Genomic DNA, 18156 nt, shown 5'->3' with positions numbered 1-18156 from the left:
CTTGCTTGTTTGGAAAGATCGGCGGTTCTCGCTCCAAAGGTGCCCGCGCCCGCGCCCGCGAAATATCCCGCGCTTAAGGACCTTTCGCCATCTCGATCAAGAACGGTCGAATGGAGGGCTTGTCTCCCCGATCCAACGCACGCTTTAAAGGATTAAAGTGCTTCGCGACGCACCGACAGCGGCGCTAGGGTAACCCCGTCCACCTTGTGCTCTTGCGTGTCATGGTTGAACCAGAAGCGTTCCGCCGCGGTCTCGCGGCAGCGAACGCCAGCGGGCAGATCCCGAGTCTCGATCCCGGCCTTGGCGCAGGCGGTGCGCACCAGCCGCGCCATGGCCTCGGTATCGAACCAGCCGGCGACGTAGATCAGATTGTCCTGCACGACCGCCGCGGCCTCGCCGGCCACGGTTTCTTCCAAAACCTCCGCAGTCGTTTCGAGCACGTCGCGAAAAGACCGGATATGGCCACCCGCCGCGACAGGGATTTGCATGTCGGGCCGAAGGCTCTCTACGTGGCTGACCGTGACGGCAAACCCGGGCATCGCCGGCGGCAGCGGAACGGGAGTGCGCATCGTGGCGTCCCGCGCGCCCGACCTCGGCCCGAGAAGCACTACCGCATCGCTTGCCGTCAGCGCGGATTTGAGCGTGTCCGTCATGTGCATCAGGCCCGGCGCGGCAATCAGCTTGTAGCCCTCAAAGGCTGCGTCCGGAGGCAGGATGTCGACGGACAGACCTGCTTGGCGCATCGCCCGGTAAACATCAAACACCAGCTCGAAATAGCTGAGCCCGCATCCGTGCGGCTGGATCTTCCATGCCCATTCGGCCTGATAGTCGAAGATCAGCGCAACCGGAGCCTGCCCGGCCTGCACGTCAGGGGCGTCGGTCAGCTCTTCAGCCACCTGCCGCGCCTCGACGATCCCCTGCGCCTCGGCACTGTCGGGCCGCAAGAGGCCGGCGTGCATCTGCTCTTGCGCCATCGGCGCCTGACGCCAGCGGAAGTAGCACACTGCTTCGGCGCCATGTGCGAAGGCCTCCCACGACCAGAGCCTAACCATGCCAGGCAGGGGGGCAGGATTGTAGGGTGCCCAGTTCACCGGTCCGGGCTGTTGCTCCATCACCCACCAGCGGCCCCGCCCGACGGCACGGTAGAGGTCGTGGTGAAAGGCCTGAAAGTCGGGGTCGCCCTGCCGCGCATACCGGCGCTGATGTTCGGGGGTCGCGGGCACGCGGTCTTCGAGGAAGCCCAGCGGATAGCTATCCCACGAGGCGATATCCAGATCGGCGCCGACGTCGTAGTGATCGAAATCGGTGATGCGTCCCATGTAGTTGTGGGCGATCGGCGCGTCGGAATGCTGGCGGATGATTTCGGTCTGAACCCTGTTGAAGGCCACCACCTGATCCGACGAGAAGCGGCGGAAGTCGAGCACATGGGACGGGTTCGGCTCGGTCACGGTCAGATTGGGCAGGTCGATTTGCTCGAAGCTGTCGTACTCCATCGACCAAAAGACATTGCCCCAGGCCGTGTTCAACGCCTCGATGTCGCCGTCGTTGCCGCCGGGATACTGCCTGCGCAGCCAGCCGCGAAACGCCTTTCGCGCGGCGTCGCTGTACGACAGGGTGGTGTCATGGCAGCCGTATTCATTGTCGGTCTGCCAGACGGCGACATGGGGGTTGCGCCCGTATCGCTCGGCCAGCAGCGCGACGATCTTCGCGCATTCGGCCTTGTAGCCTTCGTGGCTGAAGCAATAATGCCGGCGCGAGCCGAATTTGCGCGGGCGGTCCTCCGCGTCGACGGCCAGCATGTCGGGGTGCCGGTCGATCATCCAGCGCGGCGGTGTCGCCGTGGGTGTGCCAAGGACCACTTGCAACCCAGCATTGCCCAACACTTCGATGGCCTCGTCAAGCCAACCGAAATCGTATTGACCGGGCTGAGGCTCCAACCGGGACCATGCAAATTCGCCGATGCGGACCCAGGTCAGACCGGTGTCGACCATACGGCGGGCATCGTCTTTCCAGATGTCTCGCGGCCAATGTTCGGGGTAATAACAAGTGCCGAGCGTTCGTTTCATGCGCCGTGGCTCCGGTCGTACGCGGCGACGATCTTTTCGGCGCGCGCCGCGACCTCGGCAACGGACGATCCGGGCTTGTAGATGCCGGTCCCGATGCCGTAGCCGGTGACGCCGACATTGCGCCATTCGGCGAAGTTCTCGGGGCCTACGCCGCCAACGGCATAGGTCTTGGCTTCGGCGGGCAGCACCGCCTTGATCGCGGCGAGACCCTTGGACCCGATCAGAAAGGCCGGGAAAAACTTCAACCCGTCGGCGCCGTGGCGCAAGGCGGTGAAACACTCCGTAGCGGTGGCGACGCCGGGATAGGACAGCATCCCCAGCGCTTTGCTCTTGTCGATGACCGCCGCGTTGCAGTCGGGCGAAACCACCAGCGTGCCGCCCGCGCTCTGAACCTGCGCCACCTGTTCCGGCGTCAGGACGGTGCCCGCGCCAATGGTCGCCTGACCCTCCAGACCGGTCGCCAGCGCCTCGATCGAGCGCAGCGGATCAGGCGAATTCAGCGGCACCTCGATGCGGTCGATGCCCTTGCCCACCAGTACTTTTCCAATCTCCAGCACCTCGCCCGGTTTTACGCCGCGCAGGATGGCGATGATTTCTCTGCTCATATGGTGCTCCCCTCGAAGGCGGCTTTCAAACCGGACAGAACGATCTCCGCGCCGTCGGCTTCACTGACCATGGCGCCTTGAGCGGTCAGCGCGCTGCGGTAATGCGCGGTGAGATGCGGCGCGCCGATCAGCACGATCTCGCGTCCCAACCAGTATTCCCGGGCGCCGGCGATCTCGAGCCCCAGCAACAGGCCAGATAGGCGGGCACGGCTGACTGACGCGTCGGTGCCGTTAAGCAGCGATCCGGCGCGGAGCGAGAACAGCCAGCCAGACACCCGCTGCGGGCTGGACATGGCATCGCTTATGGCCTCGGCAAAGGCGTCGTCGTCCCAGCCGGCGCCCCGCACGGAATGGCGCAGCACAGATTGCCCGGAGAGCAGGGCGAATATTTCGCCGGTCATGAAGGTGCGAAAGCTGACGATCTCGCGGGCCGAAATGTGTACCCACTTGGTATGGGTCCCGGGCAGGCACAGGATGCCGTCAAATTCCGGATGGGCCGCGAGGTAACCGGAAATCTGGGTCTCCTCGCCGCGCATTACATCGGGCGGCGCGGCCTGGCTGACACCGGGCAGGATGCGCACGTCAAGCCGGGCATCGACGGTGTCGGGGTGCACCGCCTGAGCCACACCGGGAACCGGACAGGGGGTCGAGACATAGGGCGCTTCCACCCAGCCCTGACGCGCACCCGCCATGCCGCAGACGATCACCGGCAGGGTGCCGGTCTCGGGCAACCTAGGCTTCAGGAGGTCCAGCAAGACCGGCTCGAAGGCCTCGGGCGAGAGGCTGCCCATGCCACGATCGGACGTTAAAGCGTCCAGCACCCTGCCTTCCGGCCCCATCACCCAGGCGCGAAGGTTCGAGGTGCCCCAGTCGACGGCGATCCATTCTGGTTTTCGTTCCATGTCAGCCTGTTACCACCACGCCGCCATCGACCACAACTGCCTGACCGGTCATCATCCGGCTGGTGTCGGAGGCCAGAAACAGCACGGCGTCGACAATGTCCTGCGGACCCAGGTGATCCTTGAGGCATTGTCGCTCCATATGCGCCGCCAGCGCCTTGGGCGTGGCCCACATGTCGAGCTGTTTGTCAGTCAGGACCCAGCCAGGTGCCAAAGCGTTGACACGGATACAATCGGGGCCGAACTCGCGGGCGAGGCTCCGGGTCATGCCGTTTATGCCCGAGTTGGCGGTGGTGTACGCAGGGTAGCCCGCATTGCCCATCATATAGCTGATCGAGGTAAAGTTGACGATGGCGCCGCCGCCGGCCTCGCGCATTGCCGGAAGCACTGCCTGACAAGCGAAGAAATAGGCCTTGAGGTTGACGGCCTGCGACCAGTCCCAGAACTCCTCCGTGACCTCCTCGGTGCTGTGGCGCTTGTCGTTGGCGGCGTTGTTGACCAAGGCGGTGACGGGACCGTGCGCTTCGCTGGCCTCGGCGATGCAGGCCTTCAAGCGGTCGATGTCGGTGATGTCGCATTGCATGAAATGCGGGCGGCTGCCATGTCGCTCGGCGATCTCGTCACAGAAACCGCTGGCGTCCGAACGCTGGACAAAGGCAACACGCGCGCCCTGCATGAGGAACCCCTCGGTCAGGGCGGCGCCGATGCCTGCGCCGCCGCCGGTGATGAAGACACTCTTGCCCGCGAGATCGTGAAAGGTGGCCGTCTTTTGCATAATGCTCCTTCGGGTCAGACAAGCTGGCCAGTCACGACCCACATGGTTTCCGGGAAATGCCAGGGCAGGGTCAGCCCGTGGCTCATCAGATATGCACCGCTGAGCGTCAGGTCCTGCGACTTGATCGCCTGGTCACCGCGCGACAGGCCGGGGGCATCATCGCGATTGAGAAGACGGACACGGTAGCGCCGGTCGGGGCTGAGCCGCGTCAGACGCAGCGGCCGGGGCGAGATCTGCGCCGAGGTTCCGGCCTTGCCGGCAAAGACCACGAAGCGCCCGCCGCCCTGTTCCAGTTGCTGCTCGGCAATCACCGCCGGATCGGAACTGTCCAGGCGCAGGATGTCCGCGCCCTGCATCCAGCCGCGGTTGTCCTTCCACCAAGCTGTGACATCGCGCAAAACCTGCGCCTCTTCCTCAGTCAGCTCGCGCGGGTCCATCTCAAATCCCATATGCCGCTGTGCCGCAACCCAGGCGCGGAAGCGAATGTCGATAGTCCGGCCCGAGGTGTGGCATGTGCGCGGCCCGACGTGGGAGCCGGTGACGGTGAGCGGCAGGAAGATCGCGGCATCGTGCTGCATCCTCAGCCGCTCGACGGCGTCGTTGCTGTCCGACAGCCAGACGCGGTGTGTGCGGCTGAGTATGCCGAAATCGATGCGGCCGCCACCCGAGGCGCAGCTTTCGATTTCGACCTTCGGGAAAGCCTCACGAAGCCGGTCGATCAGCGCATAGGAGCCGCGGGTCTGCGCGGCGTCGGGCATCGGCAGGACGCGGTTGTGATCCCACTTGATATAGTCGATGTCGTTGTCGGAGAGCACCTTGCCGATACGGTCGAAAAGAAAATCGCGCACCTTGGGCAGGCCCATGTTCAGCGCCATTTGCTGACGTCCGAGGATCTGATCCTCGCCACCCAAGGCCCAGTCGGGATGAGCCCGAAAGACGTCCGAATCCTGGTTGATCATCTCGGGCTCGAACCAGAGGCCGAAAGACATGCCCAAACCGTGCACATGGTCGATCAATGGCGTCAGCCCGTCGGGATACTTGCGCGGATCGACCTCCCAGTCCGAGAGCGCGCGGGTGTCGTCGTCGCGCTGCCCGAACCAGCCGTCGTCGAGCACGAAACGCTCGGCGCCGAGGTCGGCGGCCCGGGTTGCGATGTCCTTCAGCTCCGGCAGGTTGTGATCGAAATAGACCGCCTCCCAACAATTGTAATGCACCGGACGCGGGCGATCGGAGATGGGCATCTGCACGATACGGTCACGCAGGTGGCGCTGAAAAGCGACGGCACAACCATTGATACCATCGTCCGAGAACATCGCGTAGAGCGTGGCGGTCTCGAAGCGCGTGGCCGGGTCCTGCTCCAGCCGCGAGGCATGGCCGAACTGCACCTGGCGACGGCCGTCCGGCAATTCCTCGGCCACCATGCGATGCCCGCCAGACCAGCCGTAGTGGAAGCCATAGGCATGACCGGCGGCATTGGTCGCCCCGCGGCAAGGCACGATCAGGCCGGGGAAATGTTCGTGCCCGGTGCGGCCGGTGCGGTTTTCGCGGTAGCGAATCCCGGCGGACCAAGGGGTGCGGTTCAACTGGAACTCGCCGCACCAGCGGCCGGCGAAGTCGATCATTTCGTCGCTGGCCTGCGGCGCGGGAAAGACCGGCGCGGCCAGCCAGTGAAGGTGCATCGGCTCGGTGGCGTCGATCTCGGCGCGCGCTTCAATGACATGCGTCGCAGGGTCGATCGAAAAGAACGCGCGGTAGGTCAATGCGCCTGACTGCTCACGGAAGCTGAGTGTCAGGCGGTTTCGAGCCTCCTCGGCGCTGGCAAAGCAGAATTTGGGCAGCAAGGGTCTGCCTGACGCGTCGCGGATCACGAGCCCCGGCTGGCCGGGAAAGGTGCGCGTCGCCTCGGGGCAGATCGACAGTTCGGGGTTGGTGTCCAGCATGCCGCCGGTCACGTCGATGGCGTTGGCTTCGGCCAGGGTGATCAGGTCTTCGTCGTCCGGCAGCCGCGGTCCCCAGAAGACCACCTCGGCGAGGTGGTCATTCCGGGAGGCGAGCACCAGCGACTGACGGGAATCGTCAAGCCGCCAGGTCTGAATCATTTCACGGCCCCTAGAGTGAGGCCTGCAATAAAATGCCGCTGCATCAGGAAAAACATCAGCACCGGCGGCAGCGCCGCGACGATCGAGCCCGCCGACACCAGATGCCACGCGGCGACCCATTGGCCATTCAGCGAATAGAGCCCGGCGGTAATTGGCTGGTTGTCGGCGCCCTGGGTCAGCACCGTGGCCCAAAAGTAATCATTCCAGATGAAGGTGAAGATTAGCACCGACAAAGCGGCGATTGCCGGTTTCATCAAGGGCAGCACCACGAACCAGAAGATGCGGATTTCGCTCACGCCTTCGACGCGGGCAGCCTCGATCAGCTCATAGGGCATGGCGCGAATGAAATTGCGCATGAAAAGCGTGCAGAACCCGGCTTGGAAAGCAATGTGGAACAGCGCCAGCCCGTACCAAGTGTTGTACATGCCCAGATCGAGCGTCAGGTCGCGCACTGGCACCATGAGGATCTGAAACGGCACGAAGTTGCCTGCAACGAACATGAAAAAGATCAGCAGGTTGCCCTTGAAGCGATAGACTGCCAGCGCAAAGCCCGTCATGCAGGAGATCGCGACCGCGCCGATCACCGTGGGGATCGTCACCTTGAAAGAGTTCAGGATGTACTTGCCTATGGGGGTCTGCTCGAAGATCGCGGTATAGTTCTCCAACAGGTTGAAGCTCGTGGGCCAGCCCCAGTAATTGCCGGCCGTGATATCGCCGGCCGAGCGCACCGAAGTCAGCGCCACGGCAATCAGCGGCAGCAGCCAGACGATCAGGGCGATCGGCAGGGCGACCTTGTAGATGGTCTGCGCGGCGGTCGGGGTCTTCTCAATGGGTGTGGGAAACATTTCAGTGACCTCTTTCGTCGCGGTACATCTTCCACAGGAAGCCGGTGATGTAGATCATCATGATCAGGAACAGGACGACCGCGATGGCCGCGCCATAGCCCATGCGGAAGCCGTATTCGCTGAACGCCTGTTCGTACATGTAGAAGGCCAGCACCCGGCTTGACCCCCAGGGTCCGCCGTCGGTCATGATCGAGATCAGGTCGAAGCTGCGTAGCGCGCCGATGACAGTGACAACGACGGCGATGAAGGTTGCGGGCCGCAGCTGCGGCAGGATCACGTACCACAGCATCCGCACACCCTTGGCGTTGTCCAGTCGCGCGGCTTCGATCTGCTCGGGATCGACGGCGTTTAGCCCGGTCAGATACAGGATCATGCAATAGGCGGTCTGAGGCCAGAGACCGGCTGCGATAATGCCATAGGTCACATAATCCTCGTTGGCGAGCACGGCGATGGGCTCCATCCCGAACCAGCCGAGTACGATATTCATCAACCCGTAGGTGGGATCGTAGAACCACGCAAAAACCAACCCGACGACGACTTGGCTGATCACGAACGGAAAGAAGAACAGCGATTTGTAGACGCGGATGCCGCGCACCGTCTGGTTCAGGAACAGCGCCACGAACAAGCCCATAGGAATGGCCAGCATGTAGAGCACCAGCCAGATTACATTGTTCTTGAGCGAGGTGTAGAAGGCCTCGTCGTCCATCAGCTCGACGTAATTTGCCCCGCCGACCCACTCCTTCTCGCCCAGACCGTCCCACGCGTAGAACGAGATGCTGATCGACTGGAAGATCGGGATGATCACGTAAACCGCGAACATGAAGATCCCCGGCGCGAGGAAAAGCCAGGGGGCGAGGCGCTGCTGGTTCTCTTTCCACCATGTGCGGCGGGCGGGGGGATGGGTGTCGGGCAGGGCAGGGGCGGTCAAGGCGATACCTCCGGGCGGCAGAGATCCCGCCGCGGACCGGGTCCGGGACCTCTTGCATAACATCTGAGGAAAGTTGCCTCGGCCCGGCTGCAATGCCGGGCGTGGGGCGGGTGGCCCCGGGTCAGCCCGGGGCGCACGTCGTTGACGCGCAGCCGTTACTTGTAGACGCGGCCGCGGGCTTTTTCGAGACGCTCGAGGATCTGGTCCATGCGTTCTGGCTTGACCATGAACTCTTGGAAACCTTCCATGCCCGCCTTGGCCATTTCAGCCGGTGCGTCACGGTCGAAGAACTGCGCGATGCCGCCTTCGGTCGAGCTGAGCATTTCGTAGCCCGCTTTCAGGAACTTGTCGTCGCCCACTTCCGAGTCCTTGTTGATCGGCAATTGGCCCAGGGTCTTGTTGATTTCGGTCTGCACCTCGGGGCGCGCCAGGTAGGCGAGGAATTTCTTCGCGTCTTCCTTGTTCTTGGCGTTGGCCGGGATGTGGATCGTGTCGGTCGGCGCCTCTTCGGCCAGCGGCACGTCGGGGTTGATGACCGGGAACTGCATGAACTCGAGCTGGTCGTCGGTCAGTCCCGCCTCGCGTAGCGGCGCCACGGCGAAGTTGCCCATCACATACATGGCGGCATCGCCTTGCACCATTGGCGCAAGCGCCTCTTGCCAGGAATAGGCGGCGTGGTTGTCGATGAAGCAGTCGGCCTCAAGCATCTTCTTCCAGTTTTCCATCGTCGCCACGACGCGCTCGTCGGTCCACGGAACCTCGCCGTTGGTCAACGCCATGTGGAATTCGTAGCCATTGGTGCGCAGGTTCAAGTAGTCGAAGACGCCGGCAGCCGTCCAAAGGTACTTCGTGCCGATGGTGATCGGGGTAACCCCGGCTTCGTTCAGGACTTCACAGGCGTTCAGCAATTCGTCGAAGGTTTCGGGCGCAGCCAGGTCGTTCTGCTCGAGAATGTCCTTACGGTAGTAGATGCCCCATTGATAATAGGTATAGGGAACGCCCCAGATCTTGCCGTCGATGGTCATCGAGCCCAGCGACGAGCCGAGAGATTCCTTCAGGCCGTTCTCTTCCCAGACATCGTCGACCGGCTCGAACAACCCGGCGTTGACGTAGGGCAGCATCCGGTTGCCGGCGTACCAATTTGCAAGGTCCGGCGCGTCCGCTGTGAGGAAGTTGCGGATTGAGGTCTTGTAGCCCTCGTGGTCGAACAGGTTCCAAGTCACCTTCACATCGGGATGCTCGGCTTCGAACCCCTTGATGACCTGCTCGAACGCCGCTTTGGGCGCCGGGTCAGATGTGTCGGTATTGATCACCAGCTCGCCGGCATACGCCACGGTGGTGAACATAGTAGATGCCGCCAATACGGCGCCCAGCTTCTGAATGTGGTGGACCATGTCTCTCCCTTTCTCCTCCGCCCGAAACTACGTTCCACATAATGGAACTTTAATTTCGAATGTTGATATTTTAATTCCAACCTGCTACACGAGTCAACAGTTAGTTAGTCCACGGGCCGGCACGGCGGCCGAAGACGGATGGGAATTATATGAACAAACCAGCCACATCGGACGGAACGGTCGGCAAGGCGCTGGACATTCTGGACATAGTGGTCGCCTTCGGTCGCGCGGTTCGGTTTTCCGAAGTGCTCGACGCCAGCCCCTATCCCAAGGCCACGCTGCACCGTATCCTGCAAACCCTGACCAGCCAGGGCATGCTGGCCTATGACGAGGATCGTCACGTCTATGTGCCGGGCATGCGCCTTGTGCGGATCGCCCGTCACGCATGGAATCAATCTTCGCTGGCGCCTCTTGCCGAACCCTTCATTGCCTCGCTGGCACAGGACGTGAAGGAAACCGTGCATCTGGCGCAGATGGAGAACGGCCGCGTCGTCTTTATCGAAAAATGCACCCCGGAGGGCGGCTTTCAGACCATGGCGCGCCCCGGCCGCCGCTCGCCCGCGCATTGCACCGGAGTTGGCAAGGTGATGCTGGCCTTCATGGACGACGCCCGTCGGGAACAGGCGATGACCGCGCAGGAGTACACCGGCTTCACACCCCACACACACCGCGGCCCCGCGACGCTGCTGCCGGAGCTCGAGCAGATCCGGGCCGAGGGCGTCGCCTTCGACCGCGAGGAGCACGAAGAAGGGATTATCAGCATCGCCGCGCCGATCATGGGATCGGGCGGTCGCGTGATCGGCGCCTTGTCGGTAGTCACCTCAACCTTCCGCATGCCACTGGAAGAGTTGGAGAGATTCCGCCCCGCGCTGTTGCGGACGGCGGCGCAGATCGGACGGGAGGGGGCCGTTTGGCCCTATCCGGTCGCACAGTAAATCCTTGAGGAGGAGTTAAGGGAATGTCAGGCGTCGCACTCAACAATGCGGTCAAGCGATACGGCGAAGTCCAGGTGATCCACGGGGTCGACCTGGAGATCGAGCACGGTGAATTCTGCGTTTTCGTCGGACCGTCGGGATGCGGCAAGTCAACGCTCCTTCGGATGATAGCCGGGCTGGAGGAAACCAGCGACGGCCAGATCAGCATCGGCGGCCGTGACGTGACCCGCGCTGACCCGGCCGAACGGGGCGTGGCAATGGTGTTCCAGACCTACGCGCTTTATCCGCACATGACGGTCGAAGAGAACATGGGTTTCGGGCTCAAGATGAACGGCCATCCCAAGGCAGAGATCAAGTCCAAGGTCTCGGAGGCCAGTCGCATTCTGCAGCTCGACAACTATCTCGCCCGCAAACCCAAGGCCCTGTCAGGCGGTCAGCGCCAGCGCGTCGCCATCGGTCGGGCCATCGTGCGCGGACCGGAGGTGTTCCTGTTCGACGAGCCTCTGTCGAACCTTGATGCGGAGCTTCGCGTCGATATGCGGGTCGAGATTGCACGGCTGCACAAGGAAATCGGCGCAACGATGATCTACGTCACCCACGATCAGGTCGAGGCGATGACGCTGGCAGACAAGATCGTCGTGCTGCGCGCCGGTCATATCGAGCAGGTGGGCTCGCCCATGGAGCTTTACCAGGACCCGGACAACCGCTTCGTCGCCGGCTTCATCGGATCGCCCAGCATGAATTTTCTCGCCGGGACCGTCTCGGGCAATGGGGTCACGGTGCCCGGTCTCGCAGGTCAGCATATCCCTACCGGCGTCGCCCTGCCTTCAGAGGGCTCCGAGGTGATTGTCGGTCTGCGTCCGCAGAACCTGTCCGTGCGCGACGCGCCGGACGCGCCGGTCAAGGTGGACATTCGCGAACGGTTGGGCGGGGTGGCCTATGACTACCTGATGACGCCGACCGGTGAGCGGATCGTGGTCGAGACACGGGCGGACGAAGCGATCCCGGAAGGGTCTGGCGTGGCGTTGGACTTCGACCCGGCGACAGCGATGTTCTTTAACGCCAAGACCGAGGCACGTTTGCGTTAGCAGGGCTTTCGCTACTTCTTTGCGTGCCGATCGGCTAGGGGCTCTGCTTGTCGTCCAATGGGCTCGAGCCCCATGAAGTCTCGATCGCCGTTCTCCCGAAGCATTTCTGAACAGAAGAGGGACCGGAGTCCGCGCAGCTCTGGATGATCACACGCTCCGCCCATCAGACCAGCCACCCTAGACGGGTATCAAGGTGCTGGTCTGATCGAGCCTACCGCACACCACCCGCGCGGAATCGGAATTATGTTATATCTGTTTCAGCTCATGCGGTCCGCAACCAGCTTGAGCAGTTTCTTGTGGTCGGCGTCAAATCCCCGGATGCCCTCGGCGAGTTTCTCGGTGGCCATGGCATCGGCGTTGAGCTCCCAGCGGAAGGTGGCTTCGTCCATCTTGACCGAGGCGGCCCCGCTGGCGTTGTCCGGCGACAGGGCGCGCGGCAGATCTGATGTGTCGCTTTCCAGTTCGTCAAGCAGCGCGGGCGAGATGGTGAGGTTGTCGCAACCTGCCAGCGCCTTGATCTGACCGGTGTTGCGGAACGACGCGCCCATGACGACGGTATCGATGCCGTTCGACTTGTAATAGTCGTAGATCGACCGCACTGACTTGACACCCGGATCTTCGTCGGGCGCATAGCCATCAACGCCCTCGGCCTTTTTGTACCAATCGGTGATTCGGCCCACGAAGGGCGAGATCAGGAAAGCCCCCGCGTCGGCACAGGCGACGGCCTGAGCCATGCAGAACAGCAGCGTCAGGTTGCAGTCGATGCCCTCTTTCTGAAGCACTTCCGCGGCACGGATGCCTTCCCAGGTGGAGGCCAGCTTGATCAGTATGCGATCGCGGCCGATACCGCGGCTGTCGTAATCGGCGATGATGGCGCGGGCGCGCTCGACGCTCGCCTCGGTGTCGAAGCTGAGATGCGCATCGACCTCGGTCGAGACGCGACCGGGCACCAGCTCGGTCAGGCGGGCGCCGGCAGCAACGGTCAGCGCATCGGCCACTTGCTCGGTGGATTTGCCGGCCTTGCGGCCTGCCTCGATCTCGCGGGTCAGAAGCTCTTCGCTCTCGGGATCGGCCATCGCCTTGAGCACCAGCGACGGGTTGGTGGTGCAATCGACGGGCTTGTACTTCTTCACCGCTTCGACGTCGCCGGTGTCGGCCACGACGGTGGTCATTTCCCTGAGTTGATCCAGAACGTTGGTCATGACATTTCCTCCTGTCGACATCGCTGCCCCTCACATACCCGGTTGCGAGGGAGATTCCAGCCGCTAACGTGACCGTTTCACCCGCCGGCCTGCATCCAAGCGACGTCCGCCGCGGTGGGATAGGTGATCGCCACCGAATCCTCTACGAAGCGGTCAAGGGATTTCTGCCACAGCACCCCGGGCCAGTGCAGTTCGACCCGACCCTGCACCGGACGATAGGCGGCGGTGTAGAGCGTGCCAAAGCCGCGATCGAAGGCCAGCGAATATAGTGGCGGTTTCAGGAAGGCGCCAACGAACCTGTCCCGGGTTTCGGGGTGCAGTGTAAGGCGTTGCAGAAGGAAGCGTTCACGCTCGACAGAGGCAGTGGCGCGGGCGTGGGTCTGCCATTCGACGCGCTCTTGGTGATTGGTCGCTACGGCGGCGTGGGTGATGACAGGTGGACGGTCGGGGGCGAGGTAGGCGGTGATGAAGCGCCGGGCCCGGTCGAGCACGGTGACGTTGTAGCTCATATGGCAAGGCACACGTTCGAGCACGGCCTGCGCCTCTTGCGTGGTGGTGCAGGTTTGCAGGATGTAGCGCAGGATCAGCGGCACGCCGAACCCCTGCCCTGCCTCGCGCCGGCCGCCGAAGGTGAGCGACACCACAAGCCCCGCGTCATTCATTCCATCAACCAGACCAAACAGTCCGTCCGAGGTGCCGATCACCTGTCGTCCCTGCCACTTGGAGCGCAGCAGCACCGCGTCGATGGCGGCGGGGTTGTAATCGTAGTTGCGCACCAAGAGCGGCTCGTCGCCCGACCAGATCGCCTGACTGCAACCGGTCAGGTAACGCGGCGGGCAGTAGAAGGATAAAAATCGCGCCTCCATGTCGCCGCCGCCGGCCAGTTCGCAAAGCTCTTCGTAAAGAGGCAAGATCTCTGGCATATGCGCCGAAAGCGCCCGCAGACATTCGCGATAGGTGGGGCGCGCGGCGATTCCCTCGCGCCTCCACCACTTCAGATAGGCAGCGCGATACTGATCGAAAAGCCCGGACCACTTCGGTCCGGGCTCATCTTCGGAAATTGCTCGGAAGGTCAGGGCCATCCGCTCTACATGATCTTGAACGCGGGATCCTGCAAGGCCTGAGCCGACGGCAACGGACGGGCGGCATAGGCGTTCTTGATGCCATCGATCCACTTCTTCGACCGTGCGGTCAGCTGGAAATTCTTGGTCATCGACCGCCCGCGCGTCACCAAGATGCCCAGGTCCGCGCCTTCATAGCGATAATCGCCGGCGTTCGAAATCCGCAGGAAGAACGCCTCGTCCTCGGTCTCGACTGCGCGGCGGTGATAGTCGAACCGGTCGTAATGCACGTTGCCGTCGGCGTCCATCCTGTAGATGCCCGACTGCGGCGCCTGGGTGATGATGTCGACGCTGTCCTCGGTGTGCTTGATGACCATCTGGCTCCAGCTGTCGATCATGTCGGGGTCGGCCCAGCGGTCGTTGAGCTCGCTGACGTCCAGCTTGAAAGGCTTTTTCGAGAATTCAAGCAGGTGAAACAGGAACAGTGGCGCGTCGGCATGGGCAAAGGCCGCATGGTTCGTCATCGAAGAGGCCCCGGTAATGCGGGGGTTCAACTCGCCCAGCCAGATGTCGCCGGTCTTCTTGTCGATCAGGAAGTCCAGTTCGAAATACCCGCGATAGCCCTCTTTCCGCAGCTGTTCGCCGAACTTGAAGGTCAGCTCGCGGGCCTTCTGACGGGTCTTGGGCGGAAAGGCAGTCGAAAATATCTCGTTTCCGCACCAGCCACCGCGATAGGGGGTCAGTTCCTTGAAGCCCACCAGTTCGGTCATCAGCGGCCCGACGATGGTGCCCTGCTTGGTGGCGCAGGCCTCGATGGCGGACCCGCGGCAATCGATCCGCTTCATGATCTTGATCTCGCCCTCGCCGACGATCTCGCTTTCATGCTTGCGGAAATCGGCTTCGGACTTGATGAAGAACGTGGTGTGGCCGGAGTCGCCGAAGGCCGACTGCAGCACCAGATCATGGCCAAGCCCGGCCTTTTCGCAGATCTCGAGCAGGTGGGCGTAGTCCTTCACCTCGGACAGGGTGTTGGGCACTGAGGGCACGCCGGCCTTGTTGCCGATGCGCACGGTCTCGATCTTGTTGTCCATGTTGGTGCGCAGCTTGGCCTTGGGGAACCAGACTTCGCCGCCCAGCTCCTTGACCAGCTCTTCGGTCTTCTCGTCAAACATAAGGAACACAAACTTGGGCTTGCCGCCGCGTGCCTTGACGTAGTCGATGACCTCCTTGTGCTGGAGCAGGTAGTTGTTGATGTCCTCGATCGACTCAAATTCGTCATGCGGCACTTCCGAAGGCACCAGCACGTTGGGATGGCGGCCGTCGAAGCAATCCATGTAGCAGATGTACTTGAAATTCTTCACCCATTCATCCAGCCCCAGCAGGTTGAAGTTGGTGGCCGAGACAAAATAGATCGGGTCCGCATTGGTGTGGAAATGGCGCCGGATCTCGGAAATGTTCTTCAACGTCTTTTTCGGCATCTGTCATCCCTCTCCGTTGGATTTTTCTGTCAGGTTGGCAAGCGCTTCCGGCGTGAATACCCGCAGGCCCAGATCGGGGCGGAAGCCATGGATTTCGCTGACGTCCAGCGCCTGCATGAAGGTCATGATCTCGGGGCTGATCACCTGTCCCGGCACAAGGATCGGAAAGCCCGGCGGATAGGGAATGATGAACCCGGCCGAGACCAGTTCGTCCCCATCCGACAATCTCTTGATGAGCTGCGCGTCGATCGGCAGGTAATCGCAGTTGTCCTCGTCATAGGCGAGGAAAAAGGCCGAGCGGATGTCGCCCTCGGGCGTTTCGGCACACCGGCGGAACGCATCGTGGAAGCGGCTGAAATCCGGCAGCGGCGGGACATGCTCGATCAGTGCGGAGACGCGGTTCTCGAAGCTGCGTTTCTCCATTTTAGAGGCGTCGTCGAGCAGGTCGTCCAGTTCGTTGGCGATCTCGACCAGCACCTCGATCAGGTAGGCCACTGACGACCGCGTGGTGCCGATGTTGGTCATGAACAGCACGGTATTGCGCGAGGTCTTGTTGATCTGGATGCCGTATTTGTCCATCAGGATCTTGGTCTTGAAGGTGTCCCCGTCCCACCCGGTTCCACCGACCGCAAGCGTGATACGCGTGGGGTCGAGCACGAATTCGTCGAGGTTCCAGACCGTCCACTGATCGACCCAGCCGTGATCGGGATCGTAATACGTCTCCATCCCGCTTTCGCGATAGGCTTCGGGGATCATGTCGCGGGCGCTGAGCACGCGGAAGTATTTCTTCAGCAAGGGATGCGTGCCGATGGCACGACGGATCGACATCGCGCTTTCGACCTGCCGCTGCACGAACTCGTAGCCCTCAAGCTCGACCTGCCTGCGGCCCACATCGAGCGAGGCGATGATCTGGTAGTTCGGGCTGGTCGAGGTGTGGGTCATATAGGCCTCATGGAAGGCTTGTTCGACTTCGCCCTTGAAGTCCTGATCGTTGACGTGGATCATCGACCCCTGCCTGAGCGAGGTCAGCGTCTTGTGCGTCGATTGCGTGGCGTAGGCCCGCACACGCGCGTCGGGCGGCGGCACCAGCCGGGTGTCCAGCCAGGTCTCTTCGTCGGCGTCCTTTAGCTCTTCCTGCTGGCGTTCCCATGCTTCGGCTGTCGCCGGCGTGCGCAGGGTCTCGCGTAGCTGGTTGGCGACGCCCATGGCTGTGCGCTGGCGATAGGTCGGGTTGAAGCGCGCAAAGGCGAACCAGGCCTCGTCCCACAGGAAGATCAGGTCTTTCTTGATGGCCAGGCATTCCTCCATCACCCGCTGCACGTTGTAGACCAGCCCGTCGAAGGTGCAGTTGGTCAGAAGCACCATGCGCACCCGGTCCAACTGACCGGCGGCCTTGAGCCTCAGCAGGTGGTGCTTGATCTCGCGCAGCGGCACCGCGCCATACATCGAGAACTGGTGCAGCGGATAGCTGTCCATGTAGACCACGTTGGCACCGGCCAGCACCATGCCGTAGTGGTGCGACTTGTGGCAGTCGCGGTCGACCAGCACGATGTCGCCGGGCCGCACCACCGATTGCACCACGATCTTGTTGCAGGTCGAGGTGCCGTTGGTGGCAAAGAACGTGTGCTTGGACCCGAAGGCCCGTGCCGCCATGTCCTGCGCTTCCTTGATAGGACCGCGCGGCTCCAGAAGCGAATCCAGCCCGCCAGAGGTAGCCGATGTCTCGGCGAGGAAAATGTTGGGGCCATAGAAGGCGCCCATGTCCTGAATCCAGTGCGACCGCGTGATCGACTTGCCCCGGCTGATCGGCATCGCATGAAACACGCCTGTGGGCTGGCGGGAATACTCCTTGAGTGCGGTGAAGAACGGCGATTTGTAGCGCGCGCTGACGCCGCGCAGGATGTTCAGGTGCAGCTCGAGGAAGTCTTCCTGATTGTAGAACACCCGCCGGCAGCGGCCCAAATCCAGCCCGGCGATGTCTTCGGCCGAGCGGTCGGTGACAAGGTAGGCGTCCAGTTCGGGGCGGATCTTCTCGATCAGGCGGCAGGCTTCCGGCCCGTATTCATGCGGCTGGATCTCGTCCATGCCCTCGGCGTTGTTCACCCGGCTCAGATACTGGCTGAGGATCGGCAACTCGAGCCGCGATTTCAGGCTGAGACCGGGGCGGATCACCACCGCCTGGACGTTGTAGTTGAACAAGATTCCGATCAGCGCATCTTCGAGCGATGGCACCACCACCGGCTCGTAGATGAACGGATCCTCAGACCGGCGCATCCGTTGCAGGCTCTGGCGCAGGAAACGGTCCTGTTGCTCGCTCACGTCGTCGACGATCAGAACCTCGAAATAGGGCCGCCCCAGCGCGCGGGCCTCGGGCGAAAGTGCGGATTCGTCTTCGAAGTCCTCGTTGTCAGTATCCTCGGCGTGCAGCGGAATGGTCCGCCGCCGATAAGCACCCGAGGTCAGGGCACGGGCGATGCGGCGCACGGCGGTCGAGAGGTCTTCGACATTGCCGTGATGGAGCATGCGCCGAAGCATTTCGAAGGCATGACCGCCGGGAAAGGCCCAATAGCGTTCAATTGGCTCCAGCACCTCGAAGAGGGCGTCCGCCGTGGCGATGAGCTTCTTGCCCTTCGCCCCCTCCGCGCCAAATCTATGCAATCCTTCCGCGGCTTCCCGCAGGGCGCTCCACCTGTCCGCGCGCAACTGGGTTGCGCTGTAATAGTCGCGGATCGATGGCAGTTTTCCGTCCGAAGATTGCGCGCTCACGTCGCCCTCCTTGCA

The 18156-nt window shown here is 62.5% G+C and carries 14 protein-coding genes; 2 read left to right on the top strand and 12 right to left on the bottom strand.

Annotation, left to right across the window (positions count from 1 at the left end):
- Positions 1-152: 152 nt before the first annotated feature.
- The 8 genes from AC04PT_RS18870 to AC04PT_RS18835 form a co-directional block, all read right to left on the bottom strand.
- Complete coding sequence (locus AC04PT_RS18870; protein ID WP_482875339.1) at positions 153-2066, bottom strand: beta-galactosidase; 1914 nt, start codon at positions 2064-2066, stop codon at positions 153-155.
- Positions 2063-2671 carry a 2-dehydro-3-deoxy-6-phosphogalactonate aldolase gene (locus tag AC04PT_RS18865; RefSeq protein ID WP_482875338.1) on the bottom strand — a complete coding sequence of 203 codons (609 nt, stop codon included), beginning with the start codon at positions 2669-2671 and terminating at the stop codon, positions 2063-2065. Before AC04PT_RS18865 ends, AC04PT_RS18870 begins: the two co-directional genes overlap by 4 nt.
- A complete protein-coding gene (locus tag AC04PT_RS18860; RefSeq protein WP_482875337.1) occupies positions 2668-3573 on the bottom strand; it encodes a 2-dehydro-3-deoxygalactonokinase in 906 nt (301 codons plus the stop codon). The genes AC04PT_RS18865 and AC04PT_RS18860 overlap by 4 nt, the downstream gene beginning before the upstream one ends.
- 1 nt (position 3574) lies before the next feature.
- Complete coding sequence (locus AC04PT_RS18855) at positions 3575-4345, bottom strand: SDR family NAD(P)-dependent oxidoreductase (RefSeq protein WP_482875336.1); 771 nt, start codon at positions 4343-4345, stop codon at positions 3575-3577.
- Between the two features lie 14 nt (positions 4346-4359).
- A complete protein-coding gene (locus AC04PT_RS18850; protein ID WP_482875335.1) occupies positions 4360-6444 on the bottom strand; it encodes an alpha-galactosidase in 2085 nt (694 codons plus the stop codon).
- Positions 6441-7289 carry a carbohydrate ABC transporter permease gene (locus AC04PT_RS18845; RefSeq protein ID WP_482875334.1) on the bottom strand — a complete coding sequence of 283 codons (849 nt, stop codon included), beginning with the start codon at positions 7287-7289 and terminating at the stop codon, positions 6441-6443. The genes AC04PT_RS18850 and AC04PT_RS18845 overlap by 4 nt, the downstream gene beginning before the upstream one ends.
- A gap of 1 nt (position 7290) precedes the next feature.
- Positions 7291-8217 carry a carbohydrate ABC transporter permease gene (locus AC04PT_RS18840; RefSeq protein ID WP_482875333.1) on the bottom strand — a complete coding sequence of 309 codons (927 nt, stop codon included), beginning with the start codon at positions 8215-8217 and terminating at the stop codon, positions 7291-7293.
- A gap of 155 nt (positions 8218-8372) precedes the next feature.
- Positions 8373-9611, bottom strand: a complete 1239-nt coding sequence (locus AC04PT_RS18835) for an ABC transporter substrate-binding protein (protein ID WP_482875332.1) — start codon at positions 9609-9611, stop codon at positions 8373-8375.
- A gap of 149 nt (positions 9612-9760) precedes the next feature.
- Between AC04PT_RS18835 and AC04PT_RS18830 the strand changes: the two genes are divergently transcribed.
- Both AC04PT_RS18830 and AC04PT_RS18825 read left to right on the top strand, forming a co-directional pair.
- A complete protein-coding gene (locus AC04PT_RS18830; RefSeq protein ID WP_482875331.1) occupies positions 9761-10546 on the top strand; it encodes an IclR family transcriptional regulator in 786 nt (261 codons plus the stop codon).
- Positions 10547-10569: 23 nt separating this feature from the next.
- Entirely contained in the window at positions 10570-11634 is a 1065-nt protein-coding gene (locus tag AC04PT_RS18825; protein ID WP_482875330.1) for an ABC transporter ATP-binding protein, read from the top strand.
- A gap of 257 nt (positions 11635-11891) precedes the next feature.
- On the opposite strand, the gene tal is transcribed toward AC04PT_RS18825, so the two are convergent.
- The 4 genes from tal to AC04PT_RS18805 form a co-directional block, all read right to left on the bottom strand.
- The gene (gene tal / locus AC04PT_RS18820; RefSeq protein WP_482875329.1) at positions 11892-12836 is read right to left on the bottom strand and encodes a transaldolase; all 945 of its coding nucleotides are present in this window, start codon (positions 12834-12836) and stop codon (positions 11892-11894) included.
- Positions 12837-12913: 77 nt separating this feature from the next.
- Positions 12914-13918: a C45 family autoproteolytic acyltransferase/hydrolase gene (locus AC04PT_RS18815; RefSeq protein ID WP_482875328.1), complete on the bottom strand. Its 1005-nt coding sequence runs from the start codon at positions 13916-13918 to the stop codon at positions 12914-12916.
- A 5-nt stretch (positions 13919-13923) separates the two neighbouring features.
- Positions 13924-15375 (bottom strand): biotin carboxylase, encoded by a 1452-nt coding sequence (locus AC04PT_RS18810; protein ID WP_482875327.1) that lies wholly within the window; start codon positions 15373-15375, stop codon positions 13924-13926.
- A 3-nt stretch (positions 15376-15378) separates the two neighbouring features.
- Positions 15379-18141 carry an aminotransferase class I/II-fold pyridoxal phosphate-dependent enzyme gene (locus AC04PT_RS18805; protein WP_482875326.1) on the bottom strand — a complete coding sequence of 921 codons (2763 nt, stop codon included), beginning with the start codon at positions 18139-18141 and terminating at the stop codon, positions 15379-15381.
- Positions 18142-18156 lie beyond the last annotated feature (15 nt).

The organism is Litorisediminivivens sp. KMU-197 (assembly GCF_056858395.1).
The sequence above is the reverse complement of the archived record's forward strand: the minus strand, read 5'-3'. Positions and strand labels throughout refer to the sequence as shown.